The sequence below is a fragment of the Segatella hominis genome, assembly GCF_019249725.2.
In the GTDB taxonomy this organism is placed as follows: domain Bacteria; phylum Bacteroidota; class Bacteroidia; order Bacteroidales; family Bacteroidaceae; genus Prevotella.
This window is the reverse complement of record NZ_CP137559.1, coordinates 440,507-460,895: the sequence shown is the minus strand read 5'-3', so window position 1 is coordinate 460,895 and position 20,389 is coordinate 440,507. Positions and strand designations below refer to the sequence as shown.

At 44.4% G+C, this 20,389-nt stretch carries 15 protein-coding genes; 5 read left to right on the top strand and 10 right to left on the bottom strand.

Features of this window, described 5'->3' with window-relative positions:
- Positions 1–38: 38 nt before the first annotated feature.
- Genes KUA50_RS01835 through KUA50_RS01820 form a run of 4 tightly spaced genes read right to left on the bottom strand, consistent with a single transcriptional unit; the run spans position 39 to position 10,465 of the window.
- On the bottom strand, positions 39–1,865 hold the full coding sequence (locus tag KUA50_RS01835) for a RagB/SusD family nutrient uptake outer membrane protein (protein WP_218457446.1): 1,827 nt from the start codon (positions 1,863–1,865) through the stop codon (positions 39–41).
- Between the two features lie 18 nt (positions 1,866–1,883).
- Entirely contained in the window at positions 1,884–4,754 is a 2,871-nt protein-coding gene (locus KUA50_RS01830; protein WP_218457447.1) for a SusC/RagA family TonB-linked outer membrane protein, read from the bottom strand.
- Between the two features lie 39 nt (positions 4,755–4,793).
- Positions 4,794–7,082, bottom strand: coding sequence for a RagB/SusD family nutrient uptake outer membrane protein (locus KUA50_RS01825; protein ID WP_218457448.1), 2,289 nt, complete (start codon positions 7,080–7,082; stop codon positions 4,794–4,796).
- A gap of 35 nt (positions 7,083–7,117) precedes the next feature.
- Positions 7,118–10,465, bottom strand: a complete 3,348-nt coding sequence (locus tag KUA50_RS01820) for a SusC/RagA family TonB-linked outer membrane protein (RefSeq protein WP_218457449.1) — start codon at positions 10,463–10,465, stop codon at positions 7,118–7,120.
- A 529-nt stretch (positions 10,466–10,994) separates the two neighbouring features.
- Here KUA50_RS01820 and KUA50_RS01815 point away from each other — a divergent pair.
- The 5 genes from KUA50_RS01815 to rhaM all read left to right on the top strand — a co-directional run bounded on the left by KUA50_RS01815 (position 10,995) and on the right by rhaM (position 16,579).
- Positions 10,995–11,870 carry an AraC family transcriptional regulator gene (locus KUA50_RS01815; protein WP_218457450.1) on the top strand — a complete coding sequence of 292 codons (876 nt, stop codon included), beginning with the start codon at positions 10,995–10,997 and terminating at the stop codon, positions 11,868–11,870.
- Positions 11,871–12,223: 353 nt separating this feature from the next.
- On the top strand, positions 12,224–13,723 hold the full coding sequence (gene rhaB / locus KUA50_RS01810; RefSeq protein ID WP_134842496.1) for a rhamnulokinase: 1,500 nt from the start codon (positions 12,224–12,226) through the stop codon (positions 13,721–13,723).
- A 66-nt stretch (positions 13,724–13,789) separates the two neighbouring features.
- Complete coding sequence (locus KUA50_RS01805; protein ID WP_218457451.1) at positions 13,790–15,043, top strand: L-rhamnose isomerase; 1,254 nt, start codon at positions 13,790–13,792, stop codon at positions 15,041–15,043.
- 106 nt (positions 15,044–15,149) lie between these two features.
- The gene (locus KUA50_RS01800; RefSeq protein WP_022110649.1) at positions 15,150–16,181 is read left to right on the top strand and encodes an L-rhamnose/proton symporter RhaT; all 1,032 of its coding nucleotides are present in this window, start codon (positions 15,150–15,152) and stop codon (positions 16,179–16,181) included.
- Positions 16,182–16,261: 80 nt separating this feature from the next.
- Positions 16,262–16,579, top strand: a complete 318-nt coding sequence (rhaM, locus tag KUA50_RS01795) for an L-rhamnose mutarotase (protein ID WP_022110650.1) — start codon at positions 16,262–16,264, stop codon at positions 16,577–16,579.
- A gap of 245 nt (positions 16,580–16,824) precedes the next feature.
- On the opposite strand, the gene KUA50_RS01790 is transcribed toward rhaM, so the two are convergent.
- The 6 genes from KUA50_RS01790 to KUA50_RS01765 all read right to left on the bottom strand — a co-directional run bounded on the left by KUA50_RS01790 (position 16,825) and on the right by KUA50_RS01765 (position 20,365).
- The gene (locus KUA50_RS01790) at positions 16,825–17,274 is read right to left on the bottom strand and encodes a hypothetical protein (protein ID WP_218457452.1); all 450 of its coding nucleotides are present in this window, start codon (positions 17,272–17,274) and stop codon (positions 16,825–16,827) included.
- Between the two features lie 181 nt (positions 17,275–17,455).
- Complete coding sequence (locus KUA50_RS01785) at positions 17,456–17,770, bottom strand: hypothetical protein (RefSeq protein ID WP_218457453.1); 315 nt, start codon at positions 17,768–17,770, stop codon at positions 17,456–17,458.
- Positions 17,771–17,775: 5 nt separating this feature from the next.
- Positions 17,776–18,306 (bottom strand): hypothetical protein, encoded by a 531-nt coding sequence (locus tag KUA50_RS01780; RefSeq protein WP_218457454.1) that lies wholly within the window; start codon positions 18,304–18,306, stop codon positions 17,776–17,778.
- A gap of 53 nt (positions 18,307–18,359) precedes the next feature.
- A complete protein-coding gene (locus KUA50_RS01775) occupies positions 18,360–18,821 on the bottom strand; it encodes a hypothetical protein (protein WP_218457455.1) in 462 nt (153 codons plus the stop codon).
- A gap of 48 nt (positions 18,822–18,869) precedes the next feature.
- Positions 18,870–19,826 (bottom strand): DUF6443 domain-containing protein, encoded by a 957-nt coding sequence (locus KUA50_RS01770; RefSeq protein WP_218457456.1) that lies wholly within the window; start codon positions 19,824–19,826, stop codon positions 18,870–18,872.
- Positions 19,827–19,831: 5 nt separating this feature from the next.
- The gene (locus KUA50_RS01765; protein ID WP_118120481.1) at positions 19,832–20,365 is read right to left on the bottom strand and encodes a hypothetical protein; all 534 of its coding nucleotides are present in this window, start codon (positions 20,363–20,365) and stop codon (positions 19,832–19,834) included.
- Between the last annotated feature and the right edge of the window lie 24 nt (positions 20,366–20,389).

Sequence of the window (20,389 nt, the reverse complement as noted above, 5' to 3'; positions counted from 1 at the left end):
GAGATTCAAAATCTTTGTTCTTTTGGGAAGCTGGAGGATTACCATCCAGGATTCTGGGTAATGGCACCACCCGACTTCATGATTTCTGTCTGGTTGAATGGGAAGAGATTCCATTTACTCTGCCACTGTCCATCACCACGAGTCACAGCCACCTTCTTATAAGTAAAGGTACCATCCTCGTTCTTGGTGATTTCCATGCGGTGGATGTTCATGAACTTATCGCCATCTTCCATCCAGCGACGCACGTCGTAGAAACGGTGTCCCTCGAAGGCAAGCTCCACGCGGCGCTCATTCTTATACTCAGCCCAGAACTCATCGTTGGTCATACCTGTAGCGAAAGCAGGCATGCTTGAACGCTCACGGGTCTTGCTAGCCATCTTGGCTGCAGTCTGAGAAGCAGGAACTGTCACACTCTGCGCATTGCCTTCTGCATCTGTATATTCCACAACGCCACTGGCATCTGCCGCATTTCCATTGCCACATGCCTTGAAGTACTCATAAAGAGCCTCGGCATAGTTCAAATACATGCCACCCATACGGAAGGTCAACCAACCGTGAGGAGAGGTAGTAACAGCTACGCCAGAACGGGCACGGAGAATCTGATCGGCATTACAGAATTTCTTCAGATAGTAACCGGTGGTAGTAGCGTATGACTTACCTGCCGCATTACCTGTACGGGAGTGATAACCACCTGTATAGGTTTCGATAGTAGGATGCTCACTATTGTAATCGGCAAGGTCGTTTGGCCATTTCTCACCATTCACAACAATTGTCTTGGCAAGTCGAGGATCGCGGTTGGCGTATGGATCATTCGCATCATAGAGAGGACTCTCTGAAATGCTCTTACCATCTGTACATTCGAAAGCATCTACAAGGTCCTGGGTTGGACAGTTGCCACCCTGACCAGATGAATAACCAACAGGGAAGTTGTAGCCCTCGAAGGTATTGGATGATGCAGTACGACGGGCAAAGAGAATCTCCTTAGTGCTGGAAACATTTGAATAGTATTCCTTACCCCAAAGATCTTCCAGGTTGGTAGCCAAACCATAACCCTTAGCCTCAGCAGCATCAATCAGTTCCTTGTTGGCAGCCACAGCGATAGCCCAGAGATTCTTCTTCTCCTCATCGGTTTTACCCTGGGTGAAGAGAGGTGAAGCATGATAGAGGGCTGCCTGAGCCTTCAAGGCAAGAACTGCATACTTGTTGGCACGACCGGTTTCTGCCTTAGAAAGAATCATATCCGATTTACCGGCATAGTCTTCGATAATCTTATCCTTGATGTCATCACACTCCTTGATGATGAAGTTGAAGATGTCATCAGAACTGGTGCGTGGCAGAGCTGTTTCTTCTGTACCTGTGGTGTTATGGTCCTTGAAAGGAACACCGCCATACTGGCGAACCAGGGTGAAATAGAAGTAAGCACGTGCCCAACGAGCCTCATACTGATAGTTATTGTAGAGGAACATCTGCTTCTCGTAATCGGTATTGAGCTTGAACTGGTCAAACTCAAGATTAGACCAGTTGTCAATAACCTCATTGCAATAGGTGATGCCCTGATAAGCAGAAGACCAGATGGTCTGGTGTGCATTAGATGCACTCCAGTTGCCATTGAAGAAATCTTCCACGGAGTTACCATCGTGGCTATACTCCGACTCATCTGTTGCAGAAGAGAGCATGGCACCCGAAAGATTGCCCCAGTCTGTATCGATATCTGTGTATATCGTGGTCATCAATCCACCCACATAGCTGAATGAGCGCTGTATATACTCCTTGTCGTAAGCTGTATATTCATTGTAGTCCATGTTACAAGAAGACAACGCCATAGCAGCCAATGCAAAGCAAAATAGTTTTTTATTTACTTTCATAATCGTAATTCCTTAAATTTAGAATGTTACTGCAGCTCCAAGCTGAAGACTTCTTGTAAGAGGCTGCGTTGTGCCGTATGCTGCAGCATCTGCCTTATCGAGATGATCAGCTGTAAAGAGGTCGGTACCACGTACATACAACTTCACGTTGCTGATAAATCCAGCCTTGTTCAACAATGCCTCCGGCAAGTAGTAATACATCTCAACATAGCGGAGCTTCAGGTAGCTGCGGTCAAACATATTGAGCGTATTGTTTGTATTGTTGTTGGCATTGCTTGTTGCAGAAAGACGTGGGAACTTGGCATTCTCTGTATTGTTGCGCTCTGCAGACCAGGAGTTCTCGTAAAGATACTGCGACAAGGTGTTGCTTGCCACAGCCGAACGGTACAGACCATTGGTGGTCATGAATCCGGTCCATTTGCCTACTCCCTGGAACATCGCATCAATACCCAGTCGCTTATACTCCACACCCAGGTGGAAGTTGTAATAGAGGTCTGGCGCTGTAGTGCTGTAACCTATCGCCTTGCGGTCGTTGGTATCAATCTTGTCGTCACCTGTCAGATCCACATACTTGATATCACCAGGATAAACCGTAGTAAAGTTCTGTACAGGATAGCCCAACTGCTTCATTTCTGCGGCAGAAATCACTCCATCGCCATTCAGGTCGTCGCCCTTCTGAAAGAAGCCATTGGCTACATAACCGAAAGCCTGACCATATCGCTTACCTGTAGAAGAGGTATTGGCAAAGAGCTGCGGTGTCTCAGCCTGCTCCTCAACGATGGTCTTGTTCAATGTCATGGATGCACCCAAACTGATGGTGAGATCCTTGTTGAGCTTCTTGCTGTAATCAGCAGATACCTCAAAGCCCTTCTGGTTGATGACACCTACATTCTCATAAGGAGCGTCCAATCCGAAGACTCCAGAATAGCTGCCTGCTGTAGAATACCAGATGTTGTAACGGTGCTGGTAGTAGTAATCAGCAGAAATATTCAAACTGCCAAAGAGAGTGGCATCGAAACCTACATTGAACTTGCTAGACTGCTCATGGCCGAGACCCTGAGTACGGGCTGTTCCGAGATAAGTATTACCCCATTGTGTACCAGTATAAGTGGCATCGAATGGATAAGAATTACCATTCATCAGATAGAACTGATCGTAATAGGTCCATACGTTATCGCCAGGGAGCACGTCGAGTGACTGGTTACCCCAAGATGCACGCAACTTCAGGAAGTCAACCCACTTCACATTCTTCATGAAAGCCTCGTTAGAGAGGTTCCATGCTGCAGAAACATTTGGAGAGAAAGCCCACTTGCTGCCAGGAGCCAGACGGCTGGAACCCGACTCAACGAGCGCTACATCCAAGAGATATCTGCTATCGAAGCCATAATGAGCGAAGAGAGATACATTGTGACGATAAACGGTGGTGTTAGTACCCGTCTTGTCGTTGTACTCGTAATCGTACTTCAACTGTCCATACACATTGTGCTTCTCTGCGAAAGTTCTATCGTAATTGATGGCTGCATTCCATACACAACGGCGAATCCAGTTGTTGTTGTTAGAACCAGTACCCATGTTTGAGTCGGTACCCAACACTGAAGCCATCTTTGCCTGTCCATCAGCTATCACAGCACCATTGGTTGGAACCTCGTAATAACTGTATCGATAAGTTTTGGAATGATCCTCATATACATTCGACCAGGTATCGTAACCCAACTGAGCCTGTGCACTCAATCCTTCTGTAATAGAAGAGAGATCCTGATTCAATACCAAATCAGCATAAAGAGCACGCTGGTGGTTCTTGTAATAGGCAGCACCCTGACTCTGAGCCACTGGGTTGTTCGTAGTATATACAGAATTACCACCCCAAACCGTTTCAGAAACCTTCACTGGGAAAGCATTGGCTGGCACCTTGTAAATCATGCTCCAAAGATCAGCCTGAGCTCCTGGCTGCGACTGTTCTGTCAGCAAGCCATACAGGTGGGTATGCAGCTTGGTCTTAGGACCCAGGTCAATATCCATGTTAGAGCGCAAGGTTCCGCGGGTGTATTTATTCTGTGTAGAATAACCGTCGTTCTGGAAATTCTTGATGAATCCCTTGTTGGTGAGCAACTGCACGTTGGTATAATAACGGAAGTTATTGGTACCACCCTTGAACTCGATGTTGAAACGATCGTTGTTCGATACATTACGGAAAGTTTCATCAGCCCAGTTTACATTTGGATAATAGAGCGGATTGGAACCGTCTCTATAGGCATTGATGACATCTGCACTATAGACATCGCCACCATTCTGATTATGGTAAGCCTCGTTGACAGCTGATGCGTATGTAGCGGCATCTACCATCTTAGGCTTGTTGGTCAGGAAAGAGAACACGTGATCATAAGAGGCAGTAATCGACTTGGTATTATACTTACCGTGCTTGGTAGTAATCAGAACCACGCCGTTGGCACCTTTGTAACCATAGAGAGCCGTTGCGGCTGCATCCTTCAGGATAGATACGCTCTCCACATCCTCTGCTACCACATTCTCAATGGCACGCTCCACTCCATCCACAATGAAAAGAGGAGTGCTGCCACTTGAAGACTGGACGCCACGAATATAGAATGTAGGATTCTGGGCATGAAACAGGCCTGCGCCATCAAGACCTACAAGACCTGAGCCTGAACCCAAGATATTATTACCAATGTTGCGTGCGCCACGCTTGTTGACATCCTTGTTGGTGATGACGCTGACGGCAGAAGTTGACTGCTCACGGGTGAAGGTGTGATTGGCACCCACATCTACAGTCTGGTCTTTATATGCCACAGAGTCCACGATGTCCTGCTGCGCCATTGCAGGCAGGCTCATGCCTGCAAGCAATGACAACATATATATATTCTTTGTTTTCATATACAAATTCATTTTAGTTTGTTAGTCCCAAAGAGTTCATTACTCCCAACCAGGATTCTGAACAAGACCATAATTCTTATTAATTTCTGCCTGTGGAAGTGGGTCAAGTAGCCATTTCTTCACCTCGTTACTCTTAGGATCTTTAGCCCAGAGATAACGGCTGTTGGCAGTAATTGTCTTGATGCAACTCAAGAAGAACAGAGGCTGTGTTGATGAAGGGTCATTCTCACGGTCTGCTCCTACCCAGGCTGCATTACGGCTCTGGAAACCATCACTAGTCTGAATCAGACGATACTGCATCAAGCCATGGAGCTGCTTGGTCATCCAATCGGTACGCTTCAGGCGAACCATATCGAACCAGCGGGCATTGGTAAGACCCAACTCACGCACACGCTCATCGAGAAGTTCCTCCATAAACTCATTGGAAGTTGCACCATTACTCAATGTTACTGTCGTACCCAAAGCACCCTCCGCTGTAGTTGCAGTATAACCTTTTGCCTTGCGGTATGTAGAATTTATCCAAACCCTAGCCATCGTAGGAAGACCTACACGAGAGCGAACCTTATCTACCATCTCCACTGCCTTATTTACATCCTTATTGCTGCGCTTCACGAGAGCCTCTGCATACTGCAGATAGAACTCAGGCAATGACAAGGCAACCCACTGGGTTGGGAAACGGTAAGAGTCTGCGGCATCATCAGTAGGATAACCACCAGCACCCAAGTAATACTTATTGAATCCGTAGCCGGAACCAAACATGGTATTCTGCTGGGTCAAGACACCTGTACCACCATCATTTCCACTATACCAAATCTCCCAAGGATAACCGGTCATAGAAGCAGTATTCCAGTCGAGGTTCATGTTCTGACCATTCACGATGCACTCTTCATACAAGCGTGGATCACGGGTAAGCACAGTGGTAATCTGTCGGCTACCTGCAGGCACTGTTCCATCTACGAACATGGTATGCAGAGACTTCTTATTGCGGGTAACTGCACCTGTATATTTGTTGGTTACGAAGTTTGTCACATTCACAGTAAAGCTTCCATCCTTATGATATACCATGGTAGAGTCTGGCTGAGTAGCCTGGCTCTTATAGGTCTTCTTGGCAGCATTGTCCCAGTTGAATGGCTCGCCATCATTCCAAGAGAACTTCTCCACATACTCCTGTGTAGGGCAATAAGCATTACGTGGCACAGTCTTAGAATACCAGGAGTGCCAGCAATAACGGCCTGCACCGGTCATATCATTACCCTGTACACGCACAGTGTGCAATACCTCGGTAGAAGCATTGAGGTAATAACCACGGCGATAAGCCAGTCGATAGTAAGGCACCTTCGCTTCTGCCTTGGTAACGTTGGCAGGAATATTGGCTTCCTCAAGCTGATACTCGCCTTCCTGCTGCAACTTGTTGTAGAAATCATCACAGGCCTTGGCAAAGGCATCCCAACGTTCCTGATACTTAGAAGCATCTGTGTACATGATATATGGCTTCACCTCTTCTGAAGCACCATCATAATATGGTTTTCCATCCTCAGGATTCAGCAAAGGAGAGGCAGCAAACTGCAAGACCTTGCACTTCAAAGCCATCGCACCTGCCTTGGTCCAACGACCGTTCATTGTAGCCGTGGCTTTCCATGGCAAAGCACTCTCGGCAATAGCCTGATCGAGCTCAGCTACCATCCAGTTTACACACTCCTCTACCGTATTACGAGGCATTTGTTCGCTCACCTCGCCGATTTCCAAAGGATGATCCATGATAGGAATACCACCAAAATGCTGGAAGGTATTGAAGAAGGCATCAACCATCAGACAACGGGCTTCAGCCTTCAAGCGATTCTTCTCTTCCTGAGTCATATCAGCCTCAGGAGCACGATCTACATTAGCCAGGAAAATCTGGGCAGCACGAATCGACTTCCACTGAAATTCCTTATCGTATGAATAAAGCGGACCATCCAGACCATCAGAACGGTCAACATTGGCAGTCAGAGAACCTGTATAGTACTTGGTATATACGGCAGGTCCGTTAAAGAAGTCGTGCCAGCAATCGGTGAGTGCATCAAACTTACCAGCATATGGGTTACCCGCATGAGGCATATTGGTTCCACCATTATAATAAGGTAAGCCATAATACTGCTTGGAGTAGATACCTACAAGAAACTCACGTGTATATTCTGCATTCTGGAATACAGAGTCGATAGTGGCAGTAGAACTGGTTGCCTTGTCAAGAGAGGCATCACCCACGGCAATGGTATCAGTACAAGCGGTAAACGCTGCACCTGCCATGAGCATTGCTACTGCACTATGTAATAGTATATTATGTTTCATTGTTTCTTTGTTCATTTATTTACATTACCTTTTGATTAGAAGCCTACATTCAAACTAATGGTGTAGGTGCGCTGCAATGGGTAAGATGGAGCATTAGAAGCTCTGGTCTCCGGGTCACCCCACTTATAAGGAGTAAAGGTAAGGAGGTTGTATCCGGAAAGGGTTACCTCGCACTTGTTCATACCTATCTTCTTGAAAGTAGGATTGATGAAATCGTATGACAAAGAGACTGTCTTCAGACGAAGATACTTGGCATCCTTCTCCCAAAGGTCAGATTCTGTATAGTTCTGCTCAGCATTATCCCAAGTGGCACGTGGATAGAGCGCATTCTGCGACTCATAGCTTCCTGGTGTCCATGTATTGTTAACATGGTATGAAAGAAGTCCACCCTGGGTTGTATTGGAAGAACAGTAGAATGGCTGACGGAACACATCGGTGATGTAACGGCTTACATTCCATGCACCAGTGAGCTGCATGTTGAAGGTCAGGCGCTTGTAGTTGAAACCAAGTGTCAAACCTGCCATGTACTCAGGATCATCCGTATAACCATTGTCACGGGTCTTATCATTAGGATTTATCTTGCCATCGCCGTCAAGATCGACATATACACAATCGCCAGGCATAAGGTAATCCTTCAGCTGTGCTGGGAATGGCTGACCAAATGTCTTCTCATACTCTACCTTGGTCTGTTCGCCCTCGTAATACTTCCAGAACTTATACATAGAACGGGCACCGATGCGATGACCCCTTGCCATCATGTATTCATTCTTCTTAGGCTCCTCCTTCATCTCTACAATTTCATTCTGGTTGTAAGAGAGATTCAGTTTGCCCCAGAAGCGGAAGTCCTTACCTATCTTATCATTGTAACCGAGCGAAAGCTCCCAACCCCATGACTTGGTCTCACCGGCATTGGTATAAGGCATGGTGAAACCGATGGTTGATGGAACTGTTTCATCACGAACAAGGATATCGGTACGATGCTCACGATAATAATCGAAAGTAGTCTTAAAGCGGTCGCCGAAGAAGTACAGGTCGAAACCATAGTCCTGCTTGAACGCCTTCTCCCAACCAATATCAGGGTTGTTCTTGATAGACTCGTATGCACCTGCTATAGAAGAGGTTCCCTGAACGGTACCCGACTGAGCGTTACCAAAAAGATAACCGTATGTATCTGCCCAGTTGCTCATATTGTTTGTCAAGCCATAGCTGCCCGTGATATATGGATCGGCGAGATACATGAATCGGATAGCGTCCTTGGTCTTGTCGTTACCAACGAGACCCCAAGATGCACGAATCTTGAAGAAAGATGCCACCTTGGAAATTGGCTTCCAGAACTTCTCCTCGCTGAGAATCCATCCCACGGAACCTGCAGGGAAGACACCAAAGCGTCTGCCTGGCGCAAAGTTCTCTGATCCGTTGTAACCCATGTTGAACTCTGCCATATATCGGTTGGCATAATCGTAAGTAACACGACCCACAAGACCTACGTAAGAACGAGGTACATCAGGATAAGAATCTTTAGAATAGTAATACTGCTTCGACTGGTTGTAAAGGAGCAGTGCATTAACGGTATGCTTATCGAATACACGGGAATAGTTGAAGCTACCCTCCAGATACCAGTCACGAGCCTTAGCCTGAGATGCCGAATAAGAAGGATCTGTATCATTGCCATTCTGACGATATACAATATATGGTGTACCATCAGCATTTAAGATTATTTTCTTGTTACCTTCAGCATCCAAGATAAATTGACCCTGATCGTCTTTCTCATACTGTATGAGCGGATTGAATGAAGCCACGACGCTCTTACCCTGCTTATTAATGGTATAGGCAGAGTTATAAGATCCCTTTGCCTTGAAACTCAATCCCTTGGTTATGAAGTCAAGTTTCTGGTCGAGAACGAGGTCCATCTGAATCTTATTGATATTGGTCTGCATGAATCCATTGCCATAGTAACCCATACCTGCATTACCTACGAACGGCAACTTCTGATCATCATAGTCGGCGGTACAATAAACCAACTTATTATCCACGATACCAGGGCTGGAGAATGGGGTTGCATAATAAATCTGCTTAATCAAGCCGGCTGCACCAGAACCTGTATAAGGCTTATCAGCATTGCTCACGTTACCTGCCACATTGAACGACAAGGTTGTAGTCTTGGTTGCCTTGAGGTCGAGGTTAGAACGGTAGTTGAAACGATGATATTGATAACCATAGTTGTATCCAGCATCAAACTCCTTGAAAAGACCATCCTGAGAGTAATAACCTGCAGAGATAAAGTACTTCACACGATCAGTTCCACCCGAGATATTCAAGTTGTGCTGCTGCTGAAGCGTTACATCCTTCATGATGTAATCAGCCCACTTGGTACTTGGGAAACGGATAGGGTCTGAGCCAGTGGCAAACTTCTGAATGATACCATCAGTGAAGCTGTTAGAGAAGGGGTTTTCAGAAGCATATGCATCCAAACTTGGATATTTGCCGATTGCCACACTCTTGTTTGCACGCATCTCATAATCATTCAGAGACATCTGATTATAGAAGTTGGCATACTCGTAAGAACTAGCCTGCTCTACCATCTTGGTAGGTGAAAGTGCTGTCCAAGAAGTAGATACGCTGATTTTGGCCTTACCCTGTGAACCACGCTTGGTAGTAATCAGGACAACACCATTGGCACCACGCACACCGAATACGGCTGTTGCAGAGGCATCCTTCAAAACGGTTACACTTTCGATTTCATTTGGGTCGATATCAGCCATCGTACGCTCTACACCATCCACCTGGATGAGAGGCTGTGAATCGCCCCATGTAGCCTTACCACGAACGAAAATCTCTGCGGCATCGCTACCTGGCTCACCGGAATACTGAACGGTAGTTACACCAGAAAGCTGACCACCCAGTACATTATTGACAGAACCTACGGAAGTGCGGACCAAATCCTCACTCTTCACGCTGGAGATGGCACCCGTCATGGTTACCTTCTTCTGTACACCATAGGCAACAACCTCAACGGTATTCAGAGAAACAGCACCAGAAGTCTTCATCTGAACTTTCATTCCATCCTTGGCTGCCACGATACTTTCGTCGTAACCAATATAAGTAATCTTGAGTTTCTGACCAGGCTTGACGTTGATACTGAAGTTACCATCCATATCGGTAATCGTACCTTGTGATGCACTTCCGCCTACAACCAGTACGGTCGCACCAATCACTGGTTCGCCAGTCTCATCGACCACCGTACCTTTGACAGCCTTTGCCTGCTGCACGTTCTGTACCTCAGCATGAGCTTGCCCCCCCACGTAAGGGCTGAGCATCAGCGCTGAGCATACCAATGCAAATGGCAACACAGACTTTTTCATCATTTTGTTTTGTTTGCTCATATTTTATATAGGTTTTATGTTCTGTCCAATCCCCTATATACCCAAAAAGTCAATTTGCTTAATGACAACAACAATATTCATCTGAAAGCATGGAATGCTATTGCAGAATGATTTTGAAATTGCATATAAGTTTCAACTTCCTTTAGGCAACGAATAGGTTCATCTTGTACAAAGCTAATTTAAGAATGCTTCTGTTTTAGTCGATCACTAATTAATTTTAGTAGACCACCAATCCGCATAAGCTCTTGATTTAGTTTATTACCAACTTCGTTTAAGTCTTGTTTTAGAATTATTTCGGTTGCAAAAGTACGGAATCGGTTTATTTTGCTACCTTAAATTTTGATTATTAACCCTAATTTTTTGACAACAAACCTAAAATATCGAATTCTATTTCTTAAAATTGCTTATAATATTATATATAAATAGGTATATAAGAAATGATAATCGCAGAAAAATTCTGCATTTTGCCATTTTTTTAGTAACTTTGCAAAAGAAACAAGTTACAACTACCATTTATAACAAAAGATCGATGCAAACAAGTAAATATTTGCTCGCCTCAGAACGGGATGCACAATGGGGGCTCACCATCAGCACTATCGGATATGAGGTGATAGAGCCACACGACAGCTACCCTACCAAGGGACATGCTGACGGCTACTATTTTGATATCAACAAAGGCAGAACGCTGGATGAATTTCAGTTGCTCTATCTGACAGAGGGCGAAGGTGTTTTCCAGTCAGCCCACTGCCCAGAGACCGTCATCAAAGCTGGCGACATCTTCCTGTTGTTCCCTGGCGAATGGCATACTTACCACCCTACTCAAGGAAAAGGATGGAAAAGTTATTGGATAGGATTCAAGGGAAGAAACATTAACGACCGAGTGAAGCATAAGTTCCTCTCTCCAGAGAAGCCCATCTATCACGTGGGGTTTAGCAACGAAATCATCAATCTATATGAGGAAGCACGATACATTGCTCAGGAGGAAGCTGCATACGCCCAGCAAACCTTGGCAGGTATCGCCAACCATCTCATCGGCCTGATGTACTCCTTGGAGCGTAATATTGAATTGAATAAAGATTCAAAGCATGTGGATATCATCAATAAAGCCCGTCTTCGCATCCGCGAATCATTGGAAGGCAACCTTACCATTCAGGAGATTGCGCAGGAACTCGGCATCAGCTATTCTTCCTTCCGCAAGCTCTTCAAGGAGCATACCGGTTTTGCACCAGCCCTTTACCAGCAGAATCTGAAACTGCAGAGGGCAAAGGAACTGCTTTCCACTACCGATGATAGCATCAAGGAGATAGCCTACCGCCTTAATTTCGAGTCGCCAGACTACTTCTCTTCAAAATTCAAGAGTCAGACGGGCATGAAGCCTTCAGATTTCAGAAACATGAACAGATAATTCATTCAAGTTTCGATAGTTCAGAAGTTAAAGGAGTTAAAGGAGTTAAGACAATAGTCTTTTTGGCGCAGTTATTAAGCTGCAAGACATACGTCTTAACTCCTTTAACTCCTTTAACTCCTTTAACTTTCATCACTTCCCCCAAAAAACATCCATCACTTCCCCAATTTTATACTGCCGCCAAATATCAAGGGCTGAAAATCAAAATCCCTTGTTGCATTTCACGATTTAGGTCTATCTTTGCACCGAAAATTTCAACAAAGACTTTGAAGTAACACATAAGGAACTTCGGAATCAACAGAAATTAAACTTAGAAATCAATAACATAAAATTAGACTTAAAAACCTAGCAAAATGGAACAAAAAAAATACTTCTTTGCAGTGGATTTAGGTGCCACCAGCGGAAGAACCATTATCGGTAGTTTATCAGATGGAAAGTTCAATCTGGAAGAACTGACACGTTTCGACAACCATCTCATCGAGACGGGCAATCACTTCTATTGGGACATCTATGCGCTCTATCTGGAAATCATCAAGGGTTTGAAACTCGTGGCTCAAAGAGGCATCAACATCCAGAGCATCGGAATCGACACCTGGGGATGCGACTTTGTATATGTGGGCAAAGACGGAGCCATCCTCCGCAACCCTCTCGCCTATCGAGACCCACATACAGTGGGCATGATGGAGAAATACTTCGACGAGCAAATCAGCAAGGAAAAGGTATATGAAAAGACGGGCATCCAGTTCATGAACTTCAACTCCCTCTTCCAGATATACGCTATGCGCAAGGCTGGCAATGTGGCTTTGGAGAACGCAAACAAAATACTCTTTATTCCGGATGCGCTGAGCTATATGCTTACCGGTAACGCTATCTGCGAATATACTGTAGCCTCCACCTCGCAGATTCTCAATCCGATGACAGGCGACCTCGACCAGGATCTTGTTGAGAGTCTCGGATTGAAGCGCGAACAGTTTGGAGAAATGACAGCACCAGCTACCATCATCGGCACACTCACCGAGGAAGTACAGAAGATAACTGGATTGAATGCAGTACCTGTCATCGCTGTAGCAGGGCATGATACTGCCAGCGCTGTAGCTGCCGTTCCTGCCAAGAATGAAAAGTTCGCTTACCTCAGTTCTGGCACTTGGAGCCTCATGGGTATAGAAACTCAGAAGGCTATCATCAATGAACATAGCTATGAGCTCAACTTCACAAACGAAGGCGGTATCGAGGGTACTACCCGATTCCTCAAGAATATCTGTGGTATGTGGATCTACGAGCGTTGCCGTAAGGAATGGAAAGATGCGGCAGCTGCTAATAACAGTGACCAGACTTGTCTGGGACATGGCGAACTGATTGCTGAAGCAATGAAGCAGCCTGCCTTCCAGAGTATCATCAATCCAGACGATGCTGTCTTTGCCAACCCATCCAGCATGGTAGAAGCTATCAAGCAATATTGTGAAAAGACCGGTCAGCATGTACCTGAGAGCTACGGCGAGTTCTGCCGCTGCATCTTCGAAAGTCTTGCCCTTCGCTACCGTCAGGTATTCACATGGCTCAAAGAATTTGCAGATTTCGATATCAACGTGCTCCACATCATCGGTGGCGGTTCTCTCAACCAATACCTCAACCAGTTTACAGCCAACAGTTGTGGCGTAACCGTACTGGCTGGTCCACAGGAAGGTACAGCTATCGGAAATATCATGCTGCAGGCTAAGGCTTCCGGCTTGGTAAAGGATATCTGGGAAATGCGACAAATCATCGCCAACTCTCTGGAGCTGAAGAAATTCGAGCCACAGGACAAGGATGCTTGGGATGCAGCTTACGAGAAGTTTTTAAAGGTAAAAGGGTAAAAAAGTAAAAGGGTAAAGAAAGAAATAAACAATAAAAGATTAACAATATAAAACTTAAAGACAATTATGAAAGCAGATTTGATTTTGAAGAATTACGAGATTGCAAAAGAGCGCTATGCTGCTCTGGGTGTAGATACCGACAAGGCTATCGAGACATTGGAGAAAACTCCTATCTCTCTGCATTGCTGGCAGGCTGACGATGTAGTTGGTTTCGAGCGTGGCGAGGCTGCTTCTGGCGGTATCCAGAGTACAGGTAACTATCCTGGCAAGGCTCGCAATATCGATGAACTCCGACAAGATATTGAAAAGGTAAACTCTCTCCTCGCTGGTACCTTCCGTCTCAATCTCCACGAGATATATGGTGAGTTCGGGGGCAAGCAAATCGACCGTAACGAGGTAACCGTAGATCAGTTCACAGGTTGGATGCAGTGGGCAAAGGAGCAGAACATGAAGCTCGATTTCAACTCTACTTCTTTCTCTCACCCATTGAGTGGCAACCTCACTTTATCAAACCCAGACCCTGCTATCCGTGAGTTCTGGATTGAGCACACCAAGCGTTGCCGCCGTATCGCTGATGCTATGGGTAAGTTCCAGAACGATCCATGTATCATGAACATCTGGGTACATGATGGTTCTAAGGATATCACTGTAGAGAAGGGACGCTATCGTGAGATCTTGAAGAACTCTCTTGATGAGATCTTGGCAGAGGAGTTGCCTAACATGAAGTCTTGTCTCGAAGCTAAACTCTTCGGTATTGGCTTGGAGGCTTATACCGTAGGTTCTCACGACTTCTACGCTGGCTACTGCGCTAAGAACAATGTGATGTACACTCTCGACACAGGTCACTATGAGCCAACAGAGAACGTATCAGATGCAGTTTCTGCACTTCTTCTCTTCGTACCAGAGTTGATGCTCCATGTATCTCGCCCAATGCACTGGGATTCAGACCACGTAACACTCTTCGACGACAATACCCGCAATCTCTTCTCTGAGTTGGTTCGTGCCAATGCCCTCGACCGTGCTCATATCGGTCTCGACTACTTCGATGGTTCTATCAACCGTATCGGTGCTTACATCATCGGTGTACGTGCTGCCCAGAAGTCATTGTTGCAGGCATTCCTTGAGCCTCTCGACACCCTCCGCAAGTACGAGGATGAAGGCAAGCTCTTCCAGCGTCTTGCACTCTTGGAAGAAGAGAAGACATTGCCATTCGGCGCAGTATATGATTACTTCAACCTGAAGAACAACATCCCTGTTGGTGAGGAATACATCGCTGACATTGAGAAGTACGAGGCAGAAGTTCTCGCTAACCGCAAGTAAGTGAAGAACGAAGAGTGAAGAACGAAGAATTCAATAGTCTTATGTCTAAAAAAGCATTTGAATTCTTCACTCTTCGTTCTTCACTCTTCACTTTAATTATACAATTATGGAAATATTAATAGGACTTTTAATCATAGCCGTGGGTGCCTTCTGCCAATCCAGTTGCTATGTTCCAATCAATAAGATCAAAGATTGGAGCTGGGAATCCTACTGGTTGGTACAGGGAGTATTCGCTTGGTTGATACTGCCTTTCTTGGGAGCCTTATTGGCTGTACCAGACGGACATTCTTTCTTTGAATTGCTCGATGGTAACGGATTCAATGTAGCGATGACCATGCTCTTCGGTGTACTTTGGGGTGTGGGTGGTTTGACTTTCGGTCTCTCCATGCGCTATCTCGGTGTGGCCCTCGGCCAGAGTATCGCCCTTGGAACTTGTGCAGGTCTGGGTACCATCATGGGACCCGTTTTGCTCAACATCTTCTTCCCAGAGATGAATGCCCTCTCTTCGCTTACATTCAGCGTCATCTTGGGCGTAGTGGTTACCCTCGTGGGTATCGCCATTATCGGTGTGGCAGGCAGCATGAAGGCAGCATCACTGTCAGAGGAAGAAAAGAAGGCAGCAGTCAAGGACTTCAACTTTCCTAAGGGTCTTGCCATTGCTCTCCTTGCTGGTTTCATGAGCGGTTGCTTCAACGTAGGTCTTGCCTTCGGCAGCGACATTCACTTCGGCAGTTTCACTCCCGATATGTACAAGACACTCCCTGCCACTTTCTTCGTGACACTGGGCGGTTTTGTAACCAATGCCATCTACTGTTTCTATCAGAATACAAAGAACCATACTTGGGGCGATTATCAGAAACAGGAAGTATGGGGCAACAACCTTCTGTTCTGTGCTTTGGCAGGTGGACTTTGGTACAGTCAGTTCTTCGGTTTGTCATTGGGCAAGGGATTCCTCACAGAATCACCCGTTCTCACTACCCTTTCCTTCTGCATCCTGATGGCTCTCAATGTGGTATTCTCCAATGTATGGGGCATCATCCTGAAAGAATGGAAAGGCTGTTCGGGCAAGACCATTGGCGTGCTGCTGGTAGGTATATTAGTACTCATCGTCTCTTGCTTCTTGCCGCAGCTTATCTGATGCAGATAAATACCTATGCCATCAGAAATCAATCGTATAGCAATTTGCATTTGTATAACAAATAAAAAACATAGAATAACATGAAACGTTTTGCATTCAAGATGTATCTCAAGAAGGGATGCGAAAAAGAATATGCCAAGCGCCACGCTGCAATTTGGCCGGAGTTAAAACAGATGATCAAGGACCAGGGTGTAAGCGACTACAGCATCTTCTGGGACAAAGACACCAACCTACTCTTTGCCGTCCAGAAATGTGATAGCGACACCAACAGTCAGGACACCACCAACGTGGATCCTATCACTCAGAAATGGTGGGATATGATGGCAGACATCATGGAAGTGAATCCAGACAACTCTCCTGTCAGCATTCCACTGGAAGAACTCTTCCACATGGATTAAAGTCATATCTATATTGCCCAGATTTGGTTCACCTATTTGGGCACTCGTTGCCCGTCTCGTGAGCAACAGTTGCTCGTCTCATGTTCATCGGTTCCCCATCACGTGATCCCCGAGGGACCGCTTGAAGAGCATGGCAGACAACTGTAGTTTCCTATATTTAGTTGACTACATCATCAGATTGCGCCTTGACATCTATGGATGCCAAGGTGCAAAATAATATCAATGTGGAAAGAATTCTATCCATATTATTCCCATTCTAATGGTTCTAAGCCTTTTACAAATATAGTATCTCGAAATACATTAAAACAATACCTACTTTGGTCACACCCACCATCATATACCCAATAATTATTCCCTAGTTCTGGATATATAGGATAAAATTGTGTTCTTATTTCTTTTTTTAAATATCTAATTTTATATTTGTTCAATGTACAACGAAGCATCTCGAAATCTTGTCGCAAGTAAATGATATTAGAATTGTCGTGCATATAAAAAGTTATAGGTAGATATTGACCGTGTAATGACCATGGTAGAAAAATAGAATCAGTTTTACCTAGGATAAGTACATCGTTATTTTCTTGTTCTACAACAGAGAATGTAAATCCATTTTTATCATTATAATACGTATGTGTCTTTGATCCACATGCCTCAAACAGAAGTATACTTCCAATTAATAATATATATAAGTATTTCATATTTTAAAAACCTCCGAAAATCGAATTAAACAAAGTTTGAATACAAGAATTTATGGATCTTGTTAAATTAGCGGCTTCTGTTATGCCGTTTGAATGTACATTCATCAGTGACCAACCATAATATTCGGCATTACGGGTGGATATTCCCTCTATTTGTAATCCATTGCGAGACTGATAGGCATCAATAGTTCCTTTGCTCGATGCCGTGGATGGCGTTTCCCTGATAGAGCGCCTGTGCCGTCATGCGCCCAAGGCCGTCGTAGGCATAGTGCCTTGACACGAAGTAGGTGTCCACCATCCCTTGTGTCATGACATGTCGCTCAAATACCTTTCGTCCCAGTCCATCGTAGTATTCGATCGTGGTTACAACGTTTTGTCCTTGGTCATCCAGCATAGAGGATTTGATGACATAATTATTATCATCAGATTGTGCCTTGACATCTATGGATGCTAAGGTGCAAAGTAATACTAATGTGGAAAGAATTCTATTTGTCATATTTGTTATCTGTCTCTGTAAGCATGAACTTCAGGCTTGAACTTAGATTTTTTAATTTCTTTATATTCTTCCAATGAACAGCCAAAACATTCAATTAACTCAATATTTGTAATTTTATTTTTCAATAATGCGTTTTTAATCTCATTTGAAACAATAATACAAGAAGTTCCTTTGATGCCAAATATTTGTAGCGAGTTATCTTGGACATAATAAAAATGAGGGTCATACCTAAAAAGTAAATCGTCTTTATTGATGAAAGTATATGCATCTAAATTATAAATTACATAGTATAGTGTTTCTACCCCCTCTATAGTTATTGGATAGCATTTATCGGTCATATCTATAAACTTAGATAATACGTAAATAACCCTTTGCGAAAAGAAATATTCTCCACTTTCATACAGGCGGATAATGTCATAAGCTTTTTTGCCTGAAGCGATTGTAAAAACAATATTTTCAGGAAGTTTTTCCTTTTGAAGCGGATCCAAATATTTCCACAAAATATCATAAGAAGTTTTAGACGTGATTTCTAGCATACTTCTTTTAAAACGATGATTAAAACTATAATACGAAAACATATTTTTTTATTTTAATTTGTTGGTGTATCACCAATTTTATTACCAAAATATTTTTTTTCTAATTGATCTCGAAAATTTGTCACTTGAGTTTTGGTTGGCTTACCTTTATGATTTATCATAAAATTCATGCCTGTATATTCCTTACCTTGAAACGTAAAAGATGTGAGAATGCCAGTTGCCGCATCATAGTTGTTGGTGGTTACACTCCGAAACACTTCTTTTGCACCCTTGTAGTCAAGGATGGTATGTGTGAGTACCTTGCCGGTAAAAGTATAAGAGAATTGCTCACGTCGGAGATGATTGTCCAACAACTTGGAATTCTTCTCCATGACACGCCCTTTCTGGTCGTAATACATCGCTGTCACGATGTCTGTTCCATCGCTTGCAAGTTGCGTTTGCACGCAGGCGAACGTGTTGCCTAACTCTTTTCTTTGGGCACTTGTTACGCCCATGACTCCAGAGTAAGCAAGCATGTTCCTTGCTTCCGCAGCAAGAGTATTGCCATTGTCGCTTATAAGGCTCTAGTCTCCGTCGTAATAGTTCCTTTGCTCGATGCCGTAGATGGCGTTTCCCTGATAGAGCGCCTGTGCCGTCATGCGCCCAAGGCCGTCGTAGGCATAGTGCCTTGACAAGCCCTTCTTGCGCATCTCTCCGTCCTGCATGGTAAGCAGACGGTCTGCGTCATCATAGGTATAACTGATTTTCTCACAGCCAGGGATGGTCTTCTCAACCATTCTTCCCCGGTTGTCGTATCGGTACTGGAAGGCAAACTTGTCCAAGTCTGCCTCCTGCTGGTACATTGGCTGAAGGACATAGCACAGTTTATAGCAGTCATTGTACACAAAGTAGGTGTCCACCGCCCCTTGTGCCATGACATGCCGCTCAAGCACCTTTTGTCCCAGCAAGTTGGTGTAGATGTCCGTTACGTTGTTGTCCTCGTCGGTGATGCGTTCCCAAGACAAGGCCGCTTCTAGGTAATAACCTTTTTGTACCAAGCTTCCATCATCAGCGACTACATATTTCTTGACGCTGTTAGCCTTGTTTGCCAAATACTCATGTTTCTTTCCTCGCCCTCCCATGTCGCCGCCAGGAGTTGTGGCAAAAGTTAGGCGGTCGAGGGCATCATAAGTTATGGCAGACAATGCCTCGGAGTCATTATGCTTGTATGAGACGTTAGTCTGGTACTCCAACCCTATTGTTGTCACAGGCAGGAATTTCTTCCATTCGTTTCCCCTGTCATCGTAAATGATGCGAGAGAGCAAAGTCTTGGAAGGATTTTCTGGTCTTACTTCATTGGTGACTACTTGTTCCTTGCGTCCCAGTCCATCGTAGTATTCTACTGTGACCACAGAGTTCTTTCCTTGTTCATCCTGCATGGAAGACTTGGCGATGTAATTGTGATCATCAGACTGCGCCTTGACATCTAGGGATGCTAAGGTGCAAAGTAATACTAATGTGGAAAGAATTCTATTTGTCATATTTGTTATCTGTCTCTGTAAGCATGAACTTCTGGTTTAAACTTAGATTTCTTTATTTCTTTGTATTCTTCTAAGGAACAGCCAAAGCTTTCTATCAATTCAATGTTCGAGACTTTATTTTTTAACAAAGCATTCTTAACTTCTTCCGATACCATTATAAACAATGTTCCTTCAATACCGAAAATAGGAGTAGAAGGATCCTGCATCCCAAAATAGCAAGGATCATACAAAAATGTATCTTCATCTCTATTCCAGTAAGGATATGCTTCTAAATTATAAATGACATAATATTGCTCTTCTAGACCCTCTATCTTTATTGGGTAACATTTGTCAGACATATCCACAAATTGAGACAATACATTAATAATTTTTTTCGAATAGAAAACTCCAATGTCTTGGTTAACACGAATAATATCATAACTTTTTTTTCCTGTTACTACAGAAAATGTAACATTAGCAAGAAACTGTTCTTTGTAAAGTGGACTTACGTGTTCCCATGACAAGTCAAAAGAAGGTTCTGTAGGGATAATTTCCAACATACTTCTTTTAAAGCGATGAGTAAA

Coding starts and splice junctions, on each gene's coding strand:
- KUA50_RS01780 (WP_218457454.1), bottom strand. CDS start 18,306: ATGCTAGAAATCACGTCTAAAACTTCTTATGATATTTTGTGGAAATAT.
- KUA50_RS01825 (WP_218457448.1), bottom strand. CDS start 7,082: ATGAAACATAATATACTATTACATAGTGCAGTAGCAATGCTCATGGCA.
- KUA50_RS01835 (WP_218457446.1), bottom strand. CDS start 1,865: ATGAAAGTAAATAAAAAACTATTTTGCTTTGCATTGGCTGCTATGGCG.
- KUA50_RS01820 (WP_218457449.1), bottom strand. CDS start 10,465: ATGAGCAAACAAAACAAAATGATGAAAAAGTCTGTGTTGCCATTTGCA.
- KUA50_RS01815 (WP_218457450.1), top strand. CDS start 10,995: ATGCAAACAAGTAAATATTTGCTCGCCTCAGAACGGGATGCACAATGG.
- KUA50_RS01830 (WP_218457447.1), bottom strand. CDS start 4,754: ATGAAAACAAAGAATATATATATGTTGTCATTGCTTGCAGGCATGAGC.
- KUA50_RS01785 (WP_218457453.1), bottom strand. CDS start 17,770: ATGACAAATAGAATTCTTTCCACATTAGTATTACTTTGCACCTTAGCA.
- KUA50_RS01765 (WP_118120481.1), bottom strand. CDS start 20,365: ATGTTGGAAATTATCCCTACAGAACCTTCTTTTGACTTGTCATGGGAA.
- KUA50_RS01800 (WP_022110649.1), top strand. CDS start 15,150: ATGGAAATATTAATAGGACTTTTAATCATAGCCGTGGGTGCCTTCTGC.
- rhaM (WP_022110650.1), top strand. CDS start 16,262: ATGAAACGTTTTGCATTCAAGATGTATCTCAAGAAGGGATGCGAAAAA.
- KUA50_RS01770 (WP_218457456.1), bottom strand. CDS start 19,826: ATGACAAATAGAATTCTTTCCACATTAGTATTACTTTGCACCTTAGCA.
- KUA50_RS01790 (WP_218457452.1), bottom strand. CDS start 17,274: ATGAAATACTTATATATATTATTAATTGGAAGTATACTTCTGTTTGAG.
- rhaB (WP_134842496.1), top strand. CDS start 12,224: ATGGAACAAAAAAAATACTTCTTTGCAGTGGATTTAGGTGCCACCAGC.
- KUA50_RS01805 (WP_218457451.1), top strand. CDS start 13,790: ATGAAAGCAGATTTGATTTTGAAGAATTACGAGATTGCAAAAGAGCGC.
- KUA50_RS01775 (WP_218457455.1), bottom strand. CDS start 18,821: ATGCTTGCTTACTCTGGAGTCATGGGCGTAACAAGTGCCCAAAGAAAA.